At 67.6% G+C, this 19976-nt stretch carries 14 protein-coding genes and 1 pseudogene; 11 read left to right on the top strand and 4 right to left on the bottom strand.

Annotated features, from left to right (window positions below; translation table 11 throughout):
* Positions 1-608 precede the first annotated feature (608 nt).
* From BX286_RS35950 to BX286_RS00295, 4 genes and pseudogenes are all read left to right on the top strand, one after another.
* Positions 609-1139: a hypothetical protein gene (locus BX286_RS35950; RefSeq protein ID WP_100861971.1), complete on the top strand. Its 531-nt coding sequence runs from the start codon at positions 609-611 to the stop codon at positions 1137-1139.
* Between the two features lie 555 nt (positions 1140-1694).
* Positions 1695-1781, top strand: a pseudogene (locus BX286_RS00305) (IS5/IS1182 family transposase); the annotation flags it as partial.
* Between the two features lie 762 nt (positions 1782-2543).
* A complete protein-coding gene (locus BX286_RS00300; protein WP_100861962.1) occupies positions 2544-2825 on the top strand; it encodes a hypothetical protein in 282 nt (93 codons plus the stop codon).
* On the top strand, positions 2825-3535 hold the full coding sequence (locus BX286_RS00295) for an XRE family transcriptional regulator (RefSeq protein WP_100861961.1): 711 nt from the start codon (positions 2825-2827) through the stop codon (positions 3533-3535). Before BX286_RS00300 ends, BX286_RS00295 begins: the two co-directional genes overlap by 1 nt.
* Before the next feature lie 79 nt (positions 3536-3614).
* Here the strand turns inward: BX286_RS00295 and BX286_RS00290 are convergent.
* Positions 3615-4432 (bottom strand): IS5 family transposase gene (locus BX286_RS00290; protein ID WP_100861943.1). Its coding sequence is split into 2 segments (ribosomal slippage): positions 3615-4090 and positions 4090-4432, totalling 819 coding nucleotides; the frame shifts between segments, so codons are not numbered across the junction.
* A gap of 50 nt (positions 4433-4482) precedes the next feature.
* Positions 4483-5282, bottom strand: a protein-coding gene (locus BX286_RS00285) for an IS5 family transposase (RefSeq protein WP_398898869.1) whose coding sequence is annotated in 2 segments (ribosomal slippage) — positions 4483-4944 and positions 4947-5282 — 798 coding nt in all. Because the reading frame shifts where the segments join, the coding sequence is not laid out codon by codon here.
* Positions 5283-5371: 89 nt separating this feature from the next.
* Between BX286_RS00285 and BX286_RS00280 the strand changes: the two genes are divergently transcribed.
* The 7 genes from BX286_RS00280 (at position 5372) to BX286_RS37965 (ending at position 11237) form a co-directional block, all read left to right on the top strand.
* A protein-coding gene (locus tag BX286_RS00280) for an IS5 family transposase (protein ID WP_121014267.1) occupies positions 5372-6189 on the top strand; the annotation gives its coding sequence in 2 pieces (ribosomal slippage) (positions 5372-5714 and positions 5714-6189; 819 coding nt in all).
* A gap of 214 nt (positions 6190-6403) precedes the next feature.
* Positions 6404-7263, top strand: a protein-coding gene (locus BX286_RS00275) for an IS5 family transposase (RefSeq protein ID WP_199848270.1) whose coding sequence is annotated in 2 segments (ribosomal slippage) — positions 6404-6752 and positions 6752-7263 — 861 coding nt in all. Because the reading frame shifts where the segments join, the coding sequence is not laid out codon by codon here.
* Between the two features lie 27 nt (positions 7264-7290).
* Positions 7291-8199 carry an IS5 family transposase gene (locus tag BX286_RS00270; RefSeq protein ID WP_398897937.1) on the top strand — a complete coding sequence of 303 codons (909 nt, stop codon included), beginning with the start codon at positions 7291-7293 and terminating at the stop codon, positions 8197-8199.
* 71 nt (positions 8200-8270) lie between these two features.
* Positions 8271-8600 (top strand): hypothetical protein, encoded by a 330-nt coding sequence (locus tag BX286_RS00265; protein ID WP_121014265.1) that lies wholly within the window; start codon positions 8271-8273, stop codon positions 8598-8600.
* Between the two features lie 207 nt (positions 8601-8807).
* Positions 8808-9407, top strand: a complete 600-nt coding sequence (locus BX286_RS00260) for a hypothetical protein (protein ID WP_121014264.1) — start codon at positions 8808-8810, stop codon at positions 9405-9407.
* 405 nt (positions 9408-9812) lie between these two features.
* Positions 9813-10037, top strand: coding sequence for a hypothetical protein (locus tag BX286_RS00255; RefSeq protein WP_121014263.1), 225 nt, complete (start codon positions 9813-9815; stop codon positions 10035-10037).
* Between the two features lie 279 nt (positions 10038-10316).
* Positions 10317-11237: an IclR family transcriptional regulator C-terminal domain-containing protein gene (locus BX286_RS37965; protein WP_398897933.1), complete on the top strand. Its 921-nt coding sequence runs from the start codon at positions 10317-10319 to the stop codon at positions 11235-11237.
* A gap of 157 nt (positions 11238-11394) precedes the next feature.
* On the opposite strand, the gene BX286_RS35945 is transcribed toward BX286_RS37965, so the two are convergent.
* Together BX286_RS35945 and BX286_RS00245 are read right to left on the bottom strand one after the other, a co-directional pair.
* Positions 11395-11943: a hypothetical protein gene (locus tag BX286_RS35945; RefSeq protein WP_148710230.1), complete on the bottom strand. Its 549-nt coding sequence runs from the start codon at positions 11941-11943 to the stop codon at positions 11395-11397.
* A 15-nt stretch (positions 11944-11958) separates the two neighbouring features.
* Positions 11959-19530: a ricin-type beta-trefoil lectin domain protein gene (locus tag BX286_RS00245; protein WP_261993278.1), complete on the bottom strand. Its 7572-nt coding sequence runs from the start codon at positions 19528-19530 to the stop codon at positions 11959-11961.
* Positions 19531-19976: the final 446 nt, after the last annotated feature.

Here is a 19976-nt window from a genome sequence, read left to right as displayed (position 1 = left end):
GACCGGAGACCGAACCGGAACCGGCGGAGGCAGAACCGGCGGAGGCGAAGCCGGCGGAGGAGGAGCCGGCGGAGCCGCGGCCCTCCTCCGACCCGGACCGGCCGGTGGAGGAACCGCCGGATCGTACCGATGTGGGCCGGCCGCCACCGGACGACCCGCCTGCCGTACGCGGCGACGGGCAGCAGGGCGGCGGCGGTCGGCCTCCCGAGCCTCCCGGCAGCCCCCGTCCGATCACCGACCCCCCATCGGGGCCTCCCCGTGGCGGCCGCGGGGAGGCCCCGCCTCCACGGCAGTCCGACGAACGACGGCCCGCGCCGCGGGAACCCCAGGGGGAACCGCGGCAGGACAAGGGCCCCACCGATCCGCCGGGCCCGCGCCCCGCACCGCGGGAACAGGAGCCAGTGCCGGGCCGGGGCGCCGAACCCTCACGTCCTTCCGGCGGCGCATCGGCGGAGGCGGGGACCCGGCCGGGCCGGGAAGGGGGGAGCGGGGCCGGGAACGACGGCGCAGCGGAGACGCCCCCGGCCGGCGGCACCCCGGGCGCCGACGGACGGCCGTCCCGGCCCGCCGACGGCACGGCCCCCACGGGCGGCCGTGAGCAGGCACCCGTGAGCGTCCGCTCGTCCTCGGCCCCCTCGGACAACCCGCCCGACGGGTCGCGGAACCGCGCGCCTGAGCAAGCGGACCCGCCGACTCCGCCGGGCCGGCCGTCCGCCACCCCGGAGTCCGCGCCGGCACGGGCCGATTCCGCCTCGCGGGGCGACACCGGCGACGCTCCCTCCGGCGGCAGCCCGGGCAACCTGGAGGACCTGCGCGACGGACTCGGGCAGATGGCCACCTTCCTCGCGGAAGGCGCCGCGAAGGTGACGGAGACCGTGGTGGACCAGGCCGCCGGCCTCGTCGACAGGCTCTCCGAAGCGAGCGCGCAAGCGGACTTCGAGGCCCACGCCGGCGATGCCCGCGCCGATTTCTCCGCCGCCGGCCGGCGGGACGCCGGCCTCGACGCCACGCAGCGCACGACCGGGGCTCCGGCCGACGACGCGTGGGAGGAAGGGGACCCGCTGCCCGACGACCGGGCTCCCGGCAGGGGTGCCGGGGACGTCATGGACGACGAGCGCAACCAGAAGGGGACGGGCTGAGCACCGGGGACACCGCGCGCCCCGCGGCGGATCTGCCCGGGAGGCCGGCCACGAGCTGGACGTCGACCTCGTGACCCATGGCCTCGATGCGCCAGGCGGCCAACTCCTGGTAGGCGGGCGTGGGTGGTTGGGCATGTCCGTGATGACCTGCGGGATTCGGGGGCCGGTCTGAGCGGGGGTTCAAGATTCACTTGGCAGTTGTGGGCTCGGTTGTCAGTGGGTGCCTGGACAGTAGTTGAAGAGGAGTGAGGCCCGTCTTGCCAGCGCTAATGGTTACCCATGCGCGCTGGCAGGGCGGGCCTTCGTGGTGAGGGCCCACTGGCCGAGATGTAGGGAGACTGAGGGTGGGACTCGCGCAAGTGTGTGGCCGATGGCCTGGAGGACGACGGCGTCGGGGCGGTGCCGCATGAATGTTGATGTCGTCGTCACGGTGGTTATGGCTGTGGCAGCAGTGATGGGTGCCCTGTTTTTCCTCGGACGGAAGGTACGGAGGGGGACGGAGATCCTGCTGCTGGATCTGGTGCCGGTCATCCGGGCCTTGGGCCGGGTTCGTTCTGGCGGATCTTCCGCCGGAGCCGCTGCAGCCCAAACCGCATGACGGACATCGCCGCCGCGGTCCTCACCCTGGAGAGGCAACGCTGAAAAGGCTCAGTGAGAGACACCCAGCACCCGTGCACCTGCCTGTTGCTGGCCGGCCCGGTACACCGGACCGTCGACGGGGGAGCCCCGCAGCGGAGCGGGGACTTGTTGGTCGGAGCAGGGTCCCCCGCAGGCCCGGGAAGGGCCCTGTGTGGCCGCCTGGGCGCCGAACAGCCGCTCGGGGTCCTTGGGTTTGTCGAGTGGGGGCCTGAAAGGCGCTCAGGGCGCAACGTGTGGGTTTTGGTCCTCGGGGGTTGTCCGGGATACGGCAAAGGCCGACGTCCGCACCACAGGGGTACGCTCATCGGCCGCCGCGCGGGCACGCGCCAACGTGACCCGCAATGTCCCTGGTGTTTGCCTTGGTTGGAGCCAGTAGCAGTCAGGGCGCCTGTGCGCGCACACGCCGTTTGAGGATTGTGCGCGCGTAACGAGGTCGAGACTACGGCTGCCAGGAAGGCCTTTCGCTCAGTGTTGCTGGGACAAAAGTCGGGCCAATGAATTTTGGACGCTTCGGAACCAGCATCGTCGCAGGTCAGAGGCGCCGTGGATTCGTTGGCTAAGAGCCAACATCTGGGACGGCTTAGGGGCCAATTCAGGGGTCTTGGCGTGGAGGGGCTACGGGCTGAGAGGCTTGGTCGGCAGTGCTTCGTTCCGCTGCTCAGGTGACGCCAATCGCCTAGTGGGACACGGCCTGTTGGAGCCAGTAGCCGTCGGTCGGCGGCCCTCTTGGGGCCGTCGATCCTTACCCGTGAAGGGTTGCCTGAATTGAACACGATCGACGGGGCCTCGGCCCCGGTCTCCGGCGTGCGCTTCGGCATGCCGCATGCGTTCGTCATCGCCGCCTACCTGGCGGCCGCCGTGCTCCTCAGCCTCATCGCGCACATGCCCGTGCAGGACATCCTCGCCCTGCTCGGGGGCGCCGGCGCGGTCAGCGTCGCCGTCCTGGTCGCCTCGAACGTTAAGGGCGGCAAGGGCGGCGGGGGTGGTCTGCTGCGGCGGCTGCTGAACGCCGCGCTCGGCGGTCCCGGCAGTGGGGGCGTGAACTAGTGGGCCGGCCGGGGCGCCCCGAAGCCCCTGTCGACCACACGATCCCCGAGCTGGGGGCGCTGGCCCAGTTCCTCCGCGACAAGCGGGGCAGCATCCCCTACAGCACGCTGGCCAAGCGCAGCCGGCGCGGGGCCTCCCCCCTCAAGCGCGCCGCCTCCGGGAAGACGATGCCCACAGTGGGCTGCGTCCAGGACTACCTGGCCGCGTGCGGCATCGTCGACGGCCCGGAGCACGCGCGCGCGGGGCAGCTCTTCATGGACGCCTACGAGGTCTGCAAGCGGCGCCCCAGCCGATGGGGGGCCGCGCCGCGGCCCGACTTGGCCGTCAGCGAGGCCGACCTCAGCCGGGCCCTGCGCGCCGCCTACGACGCCGCCGGGCGCCCGCCGCTTCGAGAGTTCGTCGAGCGAGTCGGCCGCCACAGCCTGCCGCGCACCACGGCGCACCGCATCGTACGGGGCGAGACCATGCCGGTGGACCTCGCGCAGTATTTGAGCTTCCTTGTGGCCTGCGAGGTTCATACGCGCAGCCTTCCGGCCTGGTTTGAGGCCTGGTCCCGAGTTCGGGACGTGAACCCGTTCGACGTTCTCCGGCGATTCAGTTTCTTCCACCCCGAGCTCCTCGATAGGTACTACGACTGGGTGGTGCAGCAGCAGGTGTACCCGCGGCCTGCTTGGTTCACGGCAGTCTTCAAGTCCAGCACCGCGGCCTGATCTACAAGCTGAACGCGGGGCCGTCCTGAAAGGGGGGGGCGGCCCCGCCCTCGTGTGGCCGCACGCTTTAGACCGTGTCCTATGTGGTGAGGCGGAGGAGGCGTTTGTAGCAGCAGAGGGCTGCGGCGAGGCCGAGGAAGGCCAGGTAGTTGCGGGGATGACGCTCGTAGCGGTGGTTGAGCCGGCGGTAGCCGGTCAGCCAGGACATCGTCCGCTCGATCACCCACCTGCGCCGCCCGAGCCGCTCGCTGGACTCGACGCCCTTGCGGGCGATGCGGACTCCGATTCGTTTGCCGCGGAGCCATTTCCGCAGATGGGGTATGTCGTAGGCCTTGTCGGCATGGATGCGTTGCGGCTTGAAGCAGCGGCCACGGTAGGGGTCGTGTCTCGTTTGGTGACCGAGCACCATCGGCTTCAGCGCGAGGCTGTCGTGGGTGTTGCCCGCACTGACACCGACGAGGAGGGGCAGTCCTGCCGCGTCCGACAGGACGTGCATCTTGGAGCCCGCCTTGCCCCGGTCCACGGGGCTCGGACCTGTGAGTTCGCCCCCTTTTTAGCCCTGACGTGGGCGGAGTCCAGAACCACGCGGGAGAGGTCGAGCAAGCCGGCGTCGTCGAGCCGGTACAGGATCTTCTCGTGCAGGCGGCCCCAGACGCCGGCTCTGGACCAGATCAGGAACCGGCGGTGTGCGGTGGACTTCGATATCCCGAAGCATGGCGGCAGTGCTCGCCAGGCACACCCCGATACCAGCACGTAGATGATCGCTGCGAACAGCGTCTCGTCAGGCGTGTCCTGTGTCCCGCCGCCCTGCGGCCGCACCCGAGACGGCGGGAGCAGCGGCTTCGCGATCTCCCACAACCCGTCCGGAACAATCCAACTCCACGTACCCCGCCCCATACGAAGCCCAACGACGCCTCACCACATAGGACACGGTCTTAGAAGTCATCTCAATTGGCGAGTCTGCGGTAGCAGATGAGCGTGCAGGCGATGCTGGTGAAGGCGAGGAAATGCTCGGCCTTGCGTTCGTAGCGGCGGTGGAGGCGGCGGCAGCCGGCGAGCCAGGCCATGGTGCGTTCGATGGTCCAGCGGTGACGGCCCAGTCGCTGCGAGGACTCGATGCCCTTGCGGGCGATGCGGTGTGTGATGCCGCGCTGACGTAACCATTTCCGCAGGTGGGCGTAGTCGTAGCCCTTGTCTGCGTGGAGCTTGGCGGGCTTGCGCCGACGGCGCCCGCGACGTGAACGGATGGGTGGGATGCCGCGGACGAGGGGTTCGAGGGCCTGGCTGTCGTGCAGGTTTGCTCCTGAGATTCCGACGGACAGGGGCAGACCCGTTCGCTCGGTGATCAAGTGGATCTTCGATCCGAACTTGCCCCTGTCGACAGGACTCGGACCTGTCAGGTCCCCCTTTTCAGGGCCCGCATGTTGACAGAGTCGATCGCACAGCGCGACCAGTCCAGCTCGCCGCGGGCGCCGAGCTCATCGAGGACCAGGCGGTGGAGCTTCGCCCACACCCGAGCCTTCGTCCACTCAGTGAACCGCCGGTGGGCGGTCGCCCCCGACGGCCCGAACGATGCCGCGGGCAGCTGCTGCCAGGTACAGCCCGAGGTGGCGACGAACACGATCGCGGCGAGCACCTCCCGGTCACCATGCCGGCGCCGGCCACCGCCCTGAGGCCGCGACGGCGCCTCCGGCACCACCCGCTGGAACAGCACCCACAACTCATCCGGCACCAGCCGCTCAACAATCCCCACCACAGCCGACAGCCTACCCAACCAGCCAAATGAGATGACCTCTTAGACCGTGTCCTATGTGGTGAGGCGTCGTTGGGCTTCGTATGGGGCGGGGTACGTGGAGTTGGATTGTTCCGGACGGGTTGTGGGAGATCGCGAAGCCGCTGCTCCCGCCGTCTCGGGTGCGGCCGCAGGGCGGCGGGACACAGGACACGCCTGACGAGACGCTGTTCGCAGCGATCATCTACGTGCTGGTATCGGGGTGTGCCTGGCGAGCACTGCCGCCATGCTTCGGGATATCGAAGTCCACCGCACACCGCCGGTTCCTGATCTGGTCCAGAGCCGGCGTCTGGGGCCGCCTGCACGAGGAGATCCTGTACCGGCTCGACGACGCCGGCTTGCTCGACCTCTCCCGCGTGGTTCTGGACTCCGCCCACGTCAGGGCTAAAAAGGGGGCGAACTCACAGGTCCGAGCCCCGTGGACCGGGGCAAGGCGGGCTCCAAGATGCACGTCCTGTCGGACGCGGCAGGACTGCCCCTCCTCGTCGGTGTCAGTGCGGGCAACACCCACGACAGCCTCGCGCTGAAGCCGATGGTGCTCGGTCACCAAACGAGACACGACCCCTACCGTGGCCGCTGCTTCAAGCCGCAACGCATCCATGCCGACAAGGCCTACGACATACCCCATCTGCGGAAATGGCTCCGCGGCAAACGAATCGGAGTCCGCATCGCCCGCAAGGGCGTCGAGTCCAGCGAGCGGCTCGGGCGGCGCAGGTGGGTGATCGAGCGGACGATGTCCTGGCTGACCGGCTACCGCCGGCTCAACCACCGCTACGAGCGTCATCCCCGCAACTACCTGGCCTTCCTCGGCCTCGCCGCAGCCCTCTGCTGCTACAAACGCCTCCTCCGCCTCACCACATAGGACACGGTCTTAGGGCCGCTGGCTCGGACGAGAACCAAGCTCTTCCCCTGGCTACCGCAGGAGAAGAGGTGTCGTCGCGGCTGGGGGCTTGCCCATGGGGGCTGACCTGCACAAACACGGGTGTCCGATTTGGGAGGCTCCAACCTTCGGTCACACCTCCGGTGCAACCCCTAGGCCGTGTCTTCAAATGGTTCTGATGGGGGATCATGTCGGCATGGTGCGTCGTCATGAGCTGACGGATGTGGAGTGGGAAGTGCTGTCCGGGCTGTTGCCGCGGTCGTCCTCGGGGCGGCCGCGGTTGGACGACCGGCGGGTGCTGAACGGGATCGTGTGGAAACTGCGGACGGGGTCGGCATGGCGTGATGTGCCGGCACGGTACGGGCCCTGGCGGACTCTGTACACGCGTTTTCGCAGGTGGGCGCTGGACGGGACGTTCACGCGGATGCTGGCCGCGGTCCAGGCGGAGAAGGACGCGACCGGTGACATCGACTGGCTGGTGTCGGTCGACTCCACGGTCGCGCGGGCCCATCAGCATGCTGCGGGCGCCCGTAAAAAGGGGCAGGGCAGGGGGACGAAGTATGTGATCACGCCCTCGGGCGATCCCGGGGCGGACTGACCACGAAAATCCACCTGGCCTGCGACGGCCGCGGCCGGCCGCTGGGCTTCGTCCTCACCGGCGGCAACGCCGCCGACTGCACCCGCTTCGAGGAGGTCATGGACACCATCAAGGTCCGCCGGGCCGGGCCCGGGCGGCCCCGAACCCGCCCGGACCACGTCTTGGGCGACAAGGGCTACAGCTCCCGCAGGATACGTGCCTACCTGCGTAAACGCGGGATCGGCCACACCATCCCCGAGCGCCGTGACCAGCGGGCCAACCGCTACCGCAGAGGCCGCAACGGAGGCAGACCACCTGCCTTCGACACACAGCTCTACAAGAAACGCAACGTCGTCGAACGCTGCTTCAACCGCCTCAAGCAGTACCGCGCGATCGCCACTCGCTACGACAAAACCCGCGAGTCCTACCACGCAGCCGTCACCATCGCGTCCCTGTTCCTCTGGCTCAGACCCCTTTGAAGACACGCCCTAGGCCGTGTTTTAGAAATGGGCTTGTCGCTCGCCCTGCGCCGTGATGATCGTGGTGTGGGGCGAGGGGATCTTTCTGATGGTCAGTGGGCCGTGCTGGAACCACTGCTGCCGGTCGCGGTGTTGGGGCGGCCGCCGTTGGGCCGGCGGAGGCTGATCGACGGGATTCGGTGGCGGGTGCGGACTGGTGCTCCGTGGAGGGATCTCCCGTCGGAGTACGGGCCGTGGCAGACGGTCTATGGGCTCTTCCGCCGCTGGCAGCGTGACGGCACCTGGCCTGCACTGCTGACCAGGCTGCAAGCCCGCGCGGATGAGGCAGGGCTGATCACGTGGGAGGTCAACGTCGACTCCACGATCTGCCGGGCCCATCAGCACGCCGCGGGTGCCCGCCGCGACGGACAGGCCCAGAAGGAACCGCCCGGCGGGACCCGCGCCGAGCCGGAAGACCACGGACTGGGTCGGTCCCGGGGCGGTTTCACCACGAAGATCCATCTAGCCTGCGAGCAAGGTCAACGGCCGCTGTCGTTGCTGGTCACCGCAGGTCAGCGTGGTGACAGCCCTCAGTTCGCCGCCGTGCTGGAAGGCATCCGGGTTCCCCGCACCGGACCGGGCCGTCCTCGTGTCCGCCCGCTGCGGGTGCGGGGCGACAAGGCGTATTCCTCCCGCGCCAACCGGGCCTACCTGCGAAAACGGGGAATCCGCTGTACCATCCCAGAGCCCGCCGACCAGGTCGCGAACCGCAAGCGGCGGGGGAAGGCCGGCGGGCGGCCTCCGGCCTTCGACCGTGAGGACTACAAGGCTCGGCACGCGGTCGAGTGTGGGATCAATCGGCTCAAGCGCAACCGGGCGGTGGCCACCCGGTTCGACAAGCTCGCGGTCCGCTTCGAGGCAACCGTCCTGATCGCCGCCATCGGTGAATGGCTGTGACTGGCCTGGGCCGTCGGTCCGCATGCCATGCTGACCGCGGCCAGGGCGAACAACGCGAGGGAGAAGCAGCGATGGGGGCCCAGTACTACGGCGCCGACAGCGAGAACGGCGACCGCATCGACGACCCCTCTGAGGACGCGCTGTTCATGATGGTCAGCGACCTCAACGACTCCGACAACACCTTCGTGGTCGTCCAGCCCGACGAGGACGACCCCGTCTGGTTCGCCTCCGTGGCCGTCCTGGACGAAGGCGGCTACGAGTTCGTCCGCCGCGATACCACCCGCAACGAGCACGAGGTCACCACAGCGACCAGCATCAACGACATCGCCCGCGACCTCACCGTCTGGATGGCCGCCCGCGACTTCCCCGGACGGCCAACCAGGCAGGTCGGCGAGTTCTAAAACACGGCCTAGACCGCACGGAACGCAAGCTCGCCATGGCGTCCTGCATCTTGGTCACGCCCACCCGCCCGCCCCAGGCCTGAGCCCGTGCCGATCGGGTAGTTCTGTCCGCCGAGCCTCTATCCGTTCTCGGGCCGGTGCCGCACCCGCCCCTGCCTCGCTGACGTTGTTCTCCGGCAACCGACCACCTCACCTATCAGGACACCGATGTACGTGATGAAGCTGCTCGGACCCGCCGACACCGAGGCGGTCGACAAGCTGATCGACGCCCGGATGGACTTCCAGGTCGCCAACTGCCACCGTCCCCGCGGTGAGGGCTTGGGTCTCCGCGACACCGTCACCGGCGCCATCTGCCCGAAGACCTCCGGCAAGCCGACGGGAGACGGCAAGAGGGCGATCGGGATGTGGGAAGACGGGGAGCTCCTCGCCGCCTTCGTCCTGCAGCATGCCGCACCCCGCCACGGATGGACCCCCGAAGAACGCGACGAGCCCACACTCCAGGTCTCCCACGCCTACGCCCTACCCGACCAGCCCCTCTTGGGGCGGCTCGCTGCCCTCTGGCTCAGCGACTACGCCGCCCGCCAGACCGACCAGCCCTGGATCCGCTGCGCAGTCCGCGAGCAGGCCCTGGCCTGGCGCCTGGCGCGACGCTGCGGATGGCGCCACGTCCGTGACGTCAACGACACCCACGGCACGCTCCACCTCATGCAGCGACCGCCCGAGCGGGCGCACCGCCTTGAGGCCGTGGTCAGCAGCGAGGGTGTCCCCGACCTCTACCCGGCACCGGACCGTCGGCTCCCGGCATAGACAGCGAGGCCCGAGTACCAGCCTCGTGGCCCCGCTGATCTATACCGGCACCCGGGCGGATCGCCCCGTCCCAGGCAGTGCCGCCCCTGAGCGGAGACCGCACCAGCCTGTGAAAAACCGGGCCTAGCCGATCACCACAGATCGGCGGCGGGGCCCTGCCAGCTCGGATGGGGAAGCGGTGTGAGCTGGGTGTTCGCGCGGGATGTGCGCCGGAGCGTGCGGGCGCCCGGACAAGCGGATGCGCCCGCTCCAGAAACTTTTTGAAATCCCCCTGAACGATGGGGGGTTGTTTTCGCTTGGCTGTGAGTAGGAGGCGGTCCTCGCAGACCGCTCCGCTGGCTGCCACACCGGGGGGAAGGGGCACGCCTGGTCACATCTGATCCGCTTGGAAGGACTTCCTTCGACGTGAACAGCACCGAGCCCCTTGTCCTGGCGCTGATAGGCGCCACCGCTGTACGGGTGTTCGCACCCGACGTGGTGAGAGGTCTGCGGCGCCTGCTGGGCGCCGGTGTCCGGGTGGGCGCTGCCGAGCTGTTTTCCCACCGTCACCAGCCGCTGGTCCAGATGACCGTGGAACGCGAGGCCGCCCCGGGCCTGGACGGCACCGAGCAGCAGTGGGGGAGTTCATGACCGACGCAGAGTTCGACCCATCCGGGGAGCAGGCCGTCTCCAGCGAACTCGCCGGCGTGATGCCGGTCGACTACGTGGCCTTCCACTCCCAAAACCACGTCGCCTACCTCGAGTACGCCCACCTCGAACTCGGCCCCGAGGCAGTCCCGAGCGTGGTCGAGGACGTGTTCACCTTCCTCCTGGAGGTGTGGCCCGACGCGCTCAAGGAGGCAAACCTCCAGGCGTTCGCCTGGGCCCAGCTACAAGCTCGCCGAGTCCGGCCGCACCGCGGGCGCGCTGTTGCGCGAGACCCTCGCGTTCCTGCGCGACGAGGTCGGCGCCGCGGTCTACGTCGCCGCCTACACCGACGGCGAGGTCTCCATCACCCAGTACGCCGACAGCCCCACCGCCCCCGCCGTCCACGAGTGGGTGGACTTCCGCGAAGCCGTACACGCCTCCGCCGTCGGCAAGGCCCTCCTGGTCCAACTCAACCCCGCCGACCGCCGCGACCACCTCGGCCGCCACCGCATGGAGGCCTTCACCCCCCACACCATCACCAACCAAGAGGAGCTGTTCGCCGAACTCGACACCCGCGACCCCGGCGAGCCCTTGGTCGACCTCCAGGAGTACGCCCTGGGCACGGTGTGCGCGGCCGTGCCGATTCGCACCGGCACCGACCCCGAGTGCGTGGCCCTCTCCCTCCCGACCCCCGACCCCCGACCCCCTCAAGCTCGCACAGGCCGCACGGGTCCTGCGCAACGAAGCAATCGCCGTCCTCCTGGCCCTCCTCGTCGGAGGCAGCAACCCGCCCCCACCCATCACGCCGAGCATCCCCTGCGTCGTGATCCCCAGGTAGCCGACGCACAGCCAGCTCGCGCGGGTGGGCGGGCGGGGGAACGCCGCCCGCCCGCGCGAGACCGGTCATCCGAGGCCCCAGGCGTCGGCGAGCTGTTCGATCCTGGTGAGGGCCGTGGAACCGTCGCGCGGACTTCGACTGTTCGCGCGCGCCGGCTGGCGCAGGTACGTGATCGTCGTACCTGGGCCGACAGCTGCGGCGGACAGCCGCCAGTACGTCGGCGCGGTGTGCGGGATCAACCCCTCGACCACGAGCCGGTAGTACGCCTGTCGGAGGGTGCAGCCGCCGACCTCGTCGGCCGCGGATCGTGGCCCGTGCTGCCGACATCGTCACCGGCTACTCCTGCCATGGCAGCTGTTCGCTGACCGTGTCGCTTCCTTCACTCGAGGGCCCGAATGATGTTGCTCAACAAATTTGACCACTAATGCATGAGCCCCACCGGGCAACGCCCGGTGGGGCTCATTCTCGCAATTATGGATTCCCATTAGTGGCCGCGTAGATGGCCTCTTGCGAGATACGCAATCACCGTGTGAACGTGACTACGCTGCGACGATATTCGCGCGTATCTTCCGAACGCTCCCGACAGATTTCGATCACGAAGTCTCCCAAGGCATGCTGTATCGGCTTTCCGTCTGAACCAGTAGATCCGGGTTCGGCCTTCCAATCGATGAGGTGCACTTGTACGGTGTATCTTCCGGACTCGAGTGGAATGCTGACCGGGTCCACTCCGGTATAATCTCCCACCGCCTCAAGTCCGCCCAGTCCCACTAGGCCATCAGAAACAAGGAGATAGGGCTGCGATGAAACGAGGCGGTACCGCGCTTCGCGCTCTGTGAGGCCACCAATTGCGGGGACGCCGCGAACGGTGAATTGGTAAGTGCCATCACCGCCGATATTGATGGGTACGAGAGCGCCTTCTTTGATTGCCTCGGTGAGGCTCTCCTCATCCGCGATCTCGTCCTCCCACTGGTCCAGCTCGGTCACCTCCGCGAAGCGAGAGAGTCGCCATAGGGCAAACATGCCAGCCGAGGTGCCGACCGTCCTCGTTACATCAAGCTCCAGCAAGGTCACAGCTCTTCCCCGTTCCTAACATCGTTTGGTTATATTGATCTTACATACTCGATCGCCGGGATTGAGGCCCTGTTTTTTCAACTGGCGAGATATTTGGGAGCCGATGCTTCGGTTCACCGAACTGTCAAGAGGTGTCATATTTGAGACATCATCTGCACCGCCGAGTTGCAATTCAACAATGTGGTCAATATCCGATCCGCTGACCGTGTCGTTACCCGCTCGGCGCCACATGTCTGCTGCACTTCCTGATCGCTGAGGCTTAGTAACGATCAAATTACCGGAAGCGTTGAGAGCGGCAACCTTGCGATCAGCTGCTGCTATCTGGTCTGCACTCCAGCCTTTCTTGTATTTCAGTTCAAGCGTTGCGCCATTGCAGTTATGGACTAGGACGGGTGTGCTTCCCGCAACCACATAGTACGTGTGGAAGTCGGCAACGGTGAGGTTTCGAACCGTGGCAGAGGTCGTCCAGCGCTTTACCGCGCTGATCTGGACCCGGGTTCCAGTGCTGGTCTGGAGCCATTCGCCGGACTGCAGGTCGGTTGCATCGACCCACTCGGACAGGTCGGGTACCCAGAAGGGGTGGTGATCCGTGGCCGTGATGGAAGGTGATTCTGCGTTGTCGGTGGAGTCGACAGTAATTTCGACCAGGTTCTTCGATCCTTCACCGAGGATCGTCGCGGTTACTTCTTCGGCGTACGTCAGGCCCGTCTCCGGATCCGATGCCAAGACTTGGTCGCCGGGTTGGAGTTCCTCTATTGCCCTCCTGGAGCCGTCGGCCATGACGACCAGAGTTCCGGTAGCAAAGCTATTTCCGGGTTTAGAGCACCCGCTCCCCAATATGGCGGCTATCTTTTCGACGGTTTTGACGACTGTGCTTGCGAATGCCTTGCCAGCCGCCCTTCCGGCAATTCCTGCGACTACGGCTGCTGCTCCGACCCCTACAGCGGCTCCCGCCGCCTCACCAGCTGCTCCCCACACGAAGGCCTCGCCTTCGACTTTAAGGATTCCCGTGGTGCTGTGGTCGGCGTTGTCGTCGAAGAAGTTTCCGGCAGCGGCTCCGGCTGAGGCAGCGAGTCCTGCGCATCCGAGGCCTATAGCAGCTCCGGCTCCGCCTGTGGCAACGCCTGCCACAATAGCTGTTCCGACGCATGCGCCGCCGACGACCACCTCGGCGGTTACCTGGGCGATGACCACCTTGTTTTCGTGTATGAATTTCTTGGTCGCGTCGACGGCCTTACTCAGGCCGCATTTCGAGAACCAGCTGCAATCCGGGGACTTCCCTTTTGCTCCGCCGCTACTTTTCTTGCCTTCGCCGCTATTTCCGCCGCTGGTGCCGCTGCCGCTACTTCCGCTGCTGCTGTTGTAGCAGAAGTAGCAATACTTTCCAGTGTTGGCATTGTAAGACCCGCTGTGGGAACTGTATTCCCCGGCCTTTTCGGAGGCTTTATCGGGGGCGGCTTGGAAGCCGCCGTCGTTCATGCCTTCGTAGTATTTGAGGCCGCTCGGGTCCGCGTTCCCGATGGGGTTGGCGTTGGCGTAGGTGTACCCGTTCATCTGGAGCGGGTCGGTGATGTCGATGACCGGGTCGACGGAGATGAAGCGGCCCGTGGTGGATTCGTATTCGCGGGCGCCGATGTGGGTCAGGCTGGTGTTGGTGTCGTCGATGCCGGTGCCGAGGAAGCCGCGGCTTCCGGGCCAGCTGCCGGGCTGGGCGCCGCGCGGGTTGCCGTACGGGTCGCTCTTGCGGCGGGTGATCGTCTGGCCGGTGCTCTGGTCGATTGTGGTGGTGGCGGTGCCGTGGTGGTCGGCGAGTTGGACGCTGAGCTTGTGGTTGTCGGGCTTGCCGCCGGTCTGGCGGATGGTGGTGGCGCCGGGGCCGGCGTAGTAGCGGACGGCGTCCAGGGGCTGGCCGGCCTTGTTGACGGTGACTTCGGTGTCGCCGAGGTAGAGGGTGCGGCTGCTGCCGGTCTCCTCGATGAGGCGGTTGCCGGAGGCGTCGTAGATGTAGGTGGTGGTGGTGTCGAAGGTGAACTGCTGCGGTCCGGTGGTGTTGCAGGACCACAGCTGGAGGTCGCTGCCGTCGTTGGCGTAGTTGGGAACGTCGACGCACTGGTTGGTGGCCGGGTTGTTCAGGGACTTGTCGCCGGCCCGGTAGACGAACTTCTGCTTGTCGCTGCCGTCACAGGTGGCCAGGACCAGCTTGGTTCCGCTGGCCGTCAGGCACTTGTCCAGGGCACGGACGGTGTTGCCGGTCAGGCGCCACTGCTGTGCCTTGGTGTCGTTGCACGGCCAGATCTGCACCGGGGTGCCGTCGGCCGTGCCCGCGTTCTCGACGTCGATGCACTTGCCGGAGGCTCCGATTACGGAGGCTGCACCGATGCCGGGGCTGCTGGCGGAGGTAATCTTGCCTCGGCGGTCCCAGTTCAGGGTCTGGGTGTCGCCGTCGATGCGCCGGGTCTTGGTGTTGCCGGACGCGTCGTAGGTGTAGTCGGTGAGCGAGGTGACCGTGCGGCCCGGAGTGCGGGTGGTCTTCTCGGCCTTCGCCAGGGCGTGGGGCTGGGTCTTGACCGGCGGCTGGGTGCCGTTGCCGGCGATGGTGACGCCGTAGGTGTACGTCGTCTCGTCGTCCAGTGCCGGGTCGGTCAGGTCGCGGTTGATCAGCTTGGTGCGGTTGCCGATCGCGTCGAACTGGTACTCCTGCCAGAACCCGTCACCGTCTGGTCCGGGAGTGACGTCCGCGAGGGAGGGGCCGGTGCAGGACGCGGTCTTGCCGGTCCATGCCTTGGTGAGTTGGCCCATCGGGTTGTAGGCGAAGCACTGGCGGTCCTCCCGGCCGCCGGGCTGGGTGTCGGTGATGGAGGTGATGTTGCCGGCCGGGTCGTAGTCGTAGGAGACGTCGCTGATCCGGTTCGGCCCGGTCTCCCGGTCGGTGATCTGGTGGGTGACCTGCCCGTTGTTGGGGTTGTACTGCGTCGTGGTCCACACCCGGTTCGGTGCGTTCCCGGACGCGGTGCGCAGGACCTCGCCGAAGGGGCTGTACTTGACGTCGGCGGTGTACCAGGCCAGGCCGGACATGCTCTGCGGAAGGCCGTCTGCGTTGTACCGGGTGACGAGCTTTTCGGCGGCCAGGCCGCCCGGGGTGGCCGGGCTGGTGGTCGACTGGACCTTGCCCGTGGGCGTGTAGGTGATGTTGGAGGCGTAGGTGCCGGCGAGGCCCCTGGTGCCGGGGACGTCCGGGATGGTGATCTTGGATCCGGTCGGGCGGTACTCGGCGTCGTAGCCCGTGACTTCGCTCTTGTACGCGGTCGTGCCGTCGTAGCGGGTGGAGGAGACGGGCAGGCCCTTGGCGCCGGGCAGGGTATCGAAGGCCCACGAGGCGACGAGCGGTCCGTTGACCGCGTCGTCGTGGAGCTCGGTTGCACGGCCGAGGGCATCGTAGACGGTGTACTGGGTACGGCCGCTGGAGTCCTTACCCCAGGTGAGCTGGTCGAGGTTGTTGAACCCGAACTCGGAGCGGCCGCTGTCCGGGTCCTCGGAGGCGGTCTGGCGGCCGCGGCCGTCGTACTCGTACGCCCACTTGTTGCCGGCCGCGTCGGTGACCGACTTCAGCTTGTTGCGGACGTCGTAGGTGTAGGTGGTCCTGTTCCAGGTGGTCAGGTCGGTCGACGTGGCGCGCTCGACGGCGGTAGTCCGCCCCAGGACGTCGGTCCAGGTTTTCGAGGCGGTGCTCCCCTTGAGCGGGGTCGTACCGTCGACGGACATTGCCGAGCGCATGAGGGTGTAGTCGCCGCCGTACTCGGCGGTGGCGGAGAACTGCGGAACGTCCGCGTACAGCGTTGTGGTGCGCACCGCGCGGCCCAGGCCGTCGTAGGCGGTTTCCGTCGAGTTCGGGACCTGGAAGACGCTCTCCGGGACGAAGATCTTCTTCTCGGGTGCGCCTTCGGCGTAGTAGCCGTTGTTGGTATGGCGGACGGTGCCGTTGGGTCCGTACAGGGTGTCGGTGACGATACGGCCGCCGCCTACCGCCTCGCCCTGGGTCTGGCGGGGTCGCAGGAAGCCGTCGTAGATGGCGATGGACTGTAGGTAGGAGCCGTCGTCGTTGAGCGAGTTGCTGGTGACGACCGGGGGCTCGTGTTCCGCAATCTGGTAGCTGAAGGTGCGGGAGGCCTTGTCCTTGGCCGGATTCTGCGACGGCGACCACACCGCGCTGGTGCGGCCGAGGTTGTCATAGGTGGTCGTGACCTTGCGCCCGTTGACGTCCGCGGACTCCACAGGAAGCCCACGGCCGGGGTCGGTCTTGGTCGTGGCGGTGTGGCCCAGCGCGTTGGTGGTGGTGACCGAGAACGGGGTACCGGTGGCGGGGCTGAACGTGGTGGTTGCGGCGTTGCCGGCGGCGTCGTAGACCTTGGTGGCACGTCCCAAGGCGTCGTACTCACTGCGGGCGCTGGTGATCCAGCCGGTTCCTGCCGCGTCGTTGGTGTCGGCCTGGTAGACCAGACCCTTGACCGGGGCCACACCGAAGGCGTTCAGCGCGTCGTAGGAGGTCCGGGTGTCGGACAGGAGCGCCGCCGTGCCGCTCTGGGCGCAATCACCGGCGGTGGTGCGCTGTCGTTGCGGCAGGCCGATGAGGTTCTTGTCGGTGTTGTGGACGTAGGTCGTGGTGGCGCACGTCTGGTCTGTCGTCTGCCACCCGCCGCTCCCGTTGGGTGTGACCGCTTCCTTCTGGACGGTCTGGACGAGACCGTAGACCGGTTCGTGTGAGACACGGGTGCGGTTGGTGCGGGTCGATCCGCCGCTGATCGTCTGAATGGAGTCTGTGCGAGCGGCTCCCACGCGGTACGCGTCGAGCGGGGTGGTGCCGTCACGTGGCCTGGTGGCGGTCTTCTGGCTCCAGGGCCAGTTCAGGGTCCGGGACTCAACGCTGCCGCCGGCCTTGGTGTAGGCGATGCTCTCCGCTGCCTGGCCCTGGTACTGGGGCAGGTCTTCACCGAGGTCCTCGGTGTTGGTGGAGTCCTTGACCGTGATCTTCGGCCGGCCGGCGTCACCGGACATGCCGCGGAAGTAGCGGGTACGGGTCTGGGACTGCTCGGTCGCATCGGGCTTGCCCGCGTTGGCGGTGACACCACTGCTGGTCACGACACTGGCGTAGCCGCGCCACTGACTGTAGGTCCGCAGCTCCGGCTTGGAGAACTCATCCGTGTTCTTGGCCCAGGCGGCGTCGCCTTCGTAGGTGTACGACGTTGTGAAGTCGGGCTGGCGGGCGACGCGGTCCTTCTCGGTGACCGTGTCGACGACGTACTTGTTGAACCACTCCAGCGGAGGCTTCTCCAAGTCACCGTCTGGAGACCAGTACACCGGGTAGCAGCGTGTGGTGTTCTCCTCCGGCTTGGGGTGGGTGCCGCCGACCGGGCAGGGCGCGGAGTAGCCCACGACGATCTCGCCACCGATCTCCGTGCGGATGGTCTCCACACGCAGGCGGTCGAAGTCCGGCGTCGCGTCCGTCGGGCCGGTCGCGACCCGGTTCGGCATGTCCTTGACGTTGGCGAGGAAGGAGATCGGGGGAAGGGAGGTGGACTGCTGGTTTCCGGCGCTGTCCTTGGTGGTGCCGTAGCCGGTGCGGGTGATGGACTCCAGCCACAGCGGCGGGTGGGTGTCGGTGCGCTGGCGGGGGAAGGACTGGGCCAGGGTCCAGCGGTCGACCAGGGACAGCGCGGTGGAGCCCTCGGTGCGCTGGGCGGAGGTGGTGACGGCGGTCAGGCGCTTGCGGGTCCAGAACGTCGGGGAGCCGACGTAGCAGTCCTTGGCGGTGGGCTTGCAGTACAGCGTGGAGGGGGTGTCCCACCACGGCTGCTTGTCACCGTAGTTGTTGCCCTCGAACTCGGCGTCGGAGCACTGGGTGGTGCCTTCCTTGATGCAGCGCTCGGCGACCGTGAACTCGACCTTGCCGGCCGGGGGGCCGGAGAGGTTGTCGTTGCGCAGGCCGTAGGTGATCTGCGTGGGGTAGCCGGCCCGGGCGTAGGTGACCGCTTCCTTGAACTTGGAGTTCTTGGCGTAACGGTTGGTCTCCTTGGCCCAGTCGATGATCATGGCGTTGCCGTGGACGTCCTCGACGTAGTCGAGGTTCCAGCGCCAGCCCTGGTCGCAAGATGAGGCGGCGAAAGTGCTCTGGTAGCAGGGCTCGCCGGGGTGGTTGCCAAACACGGGCACGGTCAGGACCGAGTTGGTGACCGGACGGCTGCCCGCGCCGTCCACGTCGTGACGGCCGAAGAAGTAGCGGGTTCCGTCACCGGTAGTGACGATCCAGTACTCGCCGTCCTTGGCGCCGTTGGGGACCGTGGTGTCGGTCTTGTGCTCGACGCGGGAGCCGTCGTCCGAGGCGGGGATCCAGTTGCCGGTGGCGGCGTCGTGGACGAGCTCGGTGGTGCTGCCGCCCAGGGACATGACGACGTTGTCGCCCGCCCAGCACAGATCGCCCTTCTTCTTGTCGGTGGCGTTGTCGTTGTTCGGCTTGGAGGGGTTCGCCTTCAGGTCGTCGGCGCAGGTGCGGTAGCGGCGCTCGATGTAGCCGGGCTCGTAGTCCCAGCCGTCACCGACCCAGGACGCCTGGCCGTTGGCCACGGACGTCTTGCCGTCGACCGCCTGGGAGGAGTACGAGAACCCGATCTTCGGCGTGGGTCCGGCCGGAGGCGCGGGGACCGTCAGCGGGTAGGACCAGGAGAAGCCTCCGCCGCTGCCGCCCGCGGTCCAGGAACCTGAAGGGGAGAGGGAGGTGGCCTTGTACGTGCCACCGGCGCCGGAGGCGCCGTCGGAGGCGGCCAGGACGGTGGGTCCGCCGCTGCCGCCGGCCATGGTGCGCAGCCCCTGGCTGGGCGCGGTGGCCGGGTCGATGGTGGCCCGGACGGTGCCGGTGGCGGGGTCGTTGGTGCTCGGGACGTCCTGGGCGACGGTGCACTCGGGGAGGTCCGGCGTGGTCAGGAAGCACTCGGGGAGCTGCTTGAGCTCCAGGCGGGTGGCCCACTCGGTGCCGTAGAGGTCCTTGAACTTCTTGTAGTCCAGCTGGACGTCGACCGGCGTGGAGCCCTCGGCGGGCGGGGTCACCTTGATGAGCGCGCCGTCGACGTTCGCGGCCTCGGTCGCGGCACGCGTCTCGACCGCCACCGACCAAGTGCCGGACGGTGCGGGCGGAGTCGGGTTTTCCGCCGTCGGTGAGGCCTTGCCGATGCTGACCGGGAGGGAGCCGGCCTGGACCAGCTGGTCGCCGGAGAGGGCGACGGTGGCCGTGCCGCCGGTCGGCGGTGTCACCTTGGACGGTTCGTACTCCGGCGGGGACTGGACGGGCGCGCCGGCCCAGCCTTCGAGTTTGGCTGCCTCGACCTTGTCGAGCTTGGCCTTCATGTCCTGCTGCAGGCCGGGCAGCTGGACGCCGCTGCGGTCGCCCGGCGGCGCCGCCCAGGCCTGGATCGGCAGGAGTGATATGACCAGCGCCACCGAGACGGTGATGCCGGTGCGCCCGGCGAGGCGCGCGCGTTTCGCGCGTGCTCTTCTGTTTCCGGGCAGGCGGAAATTATGCGCCGAGAACGGCGACATGTGGACCCCCCACGCTCTGCCCACGTGAAGACACACGTGTGGCAGGAAACTGACAAATAGTCCGCTGATTCTGTGGCGTGATCCACAGGAAATCCATAGGGATCAGCTCGGTGTGGCGTTTATCACTTACTGCCTGCATACGTCGTAATGAAAGGGATGTTTCGCCCCTAGATCCGACAATTTTGCAGGTGACGATGTCTGAGCAATGAGTCATGCTCGGCTCGCACATTCCACGCGCGAACGTCCAGATGGGGAGCCGACATTCGCGTTGCCCGCTCGCCGGGCTATTTTCATTTGCGAGCACCCAGGGGCGGCTGAACCGCATGCCCGAGGGGGGAGACGAAGTAGCGTGTCCAGAATCGAACCCGAACAGGGAGATTCACCAAAGAGCCCTGAGAGAGGGCAAGTTGGCAAATCTTCTTGGTATCGGCGGCGAAGGGCGTGGG

Source organism: Streptomyces sp. 3211.6 (genome assembly GCF_003634815.1).
Lineage (GTDB): Bacteria > Actinomycetota > Actinomycetes > Streptomycetales > Streptomycetaceae > Streptomyces > Streptomyces katrae_A.
This window is presented reverse-complemented; position numbering and strand designations above follow the sequence as displayed.

Coding starts and splice junctions, on each gene's coding strand:
- BX286_RS00260 (WP_121014264.1), top strand. CDS start 8,808: ATGTACGTGATGAAGCTGCTCGGACCCGCCGACACCGAGGCGGTCGAC.
- BX286_RS00270 (WP_398897937.1), top strand. CDS start 7,291: ATGGGCTTGTCGCTCGCCCTGCGCCGTGATGATCGTGGTGTGGGGCGA.
- BX286_RS00265 (WP_121014265.1), top strand. CDS start 8,271: ATGGGGGCCCAGTACTACGGCGCCGACAGCGAGAACGGCGACCGCATC.
- BX286_RS00245 (WP_261993278.1), bottom strand. CDS start 19,530: ATGTCGCCGTTCTCGGCGCATAATTTCCGCCTGCCCGGAAACAGAAGA.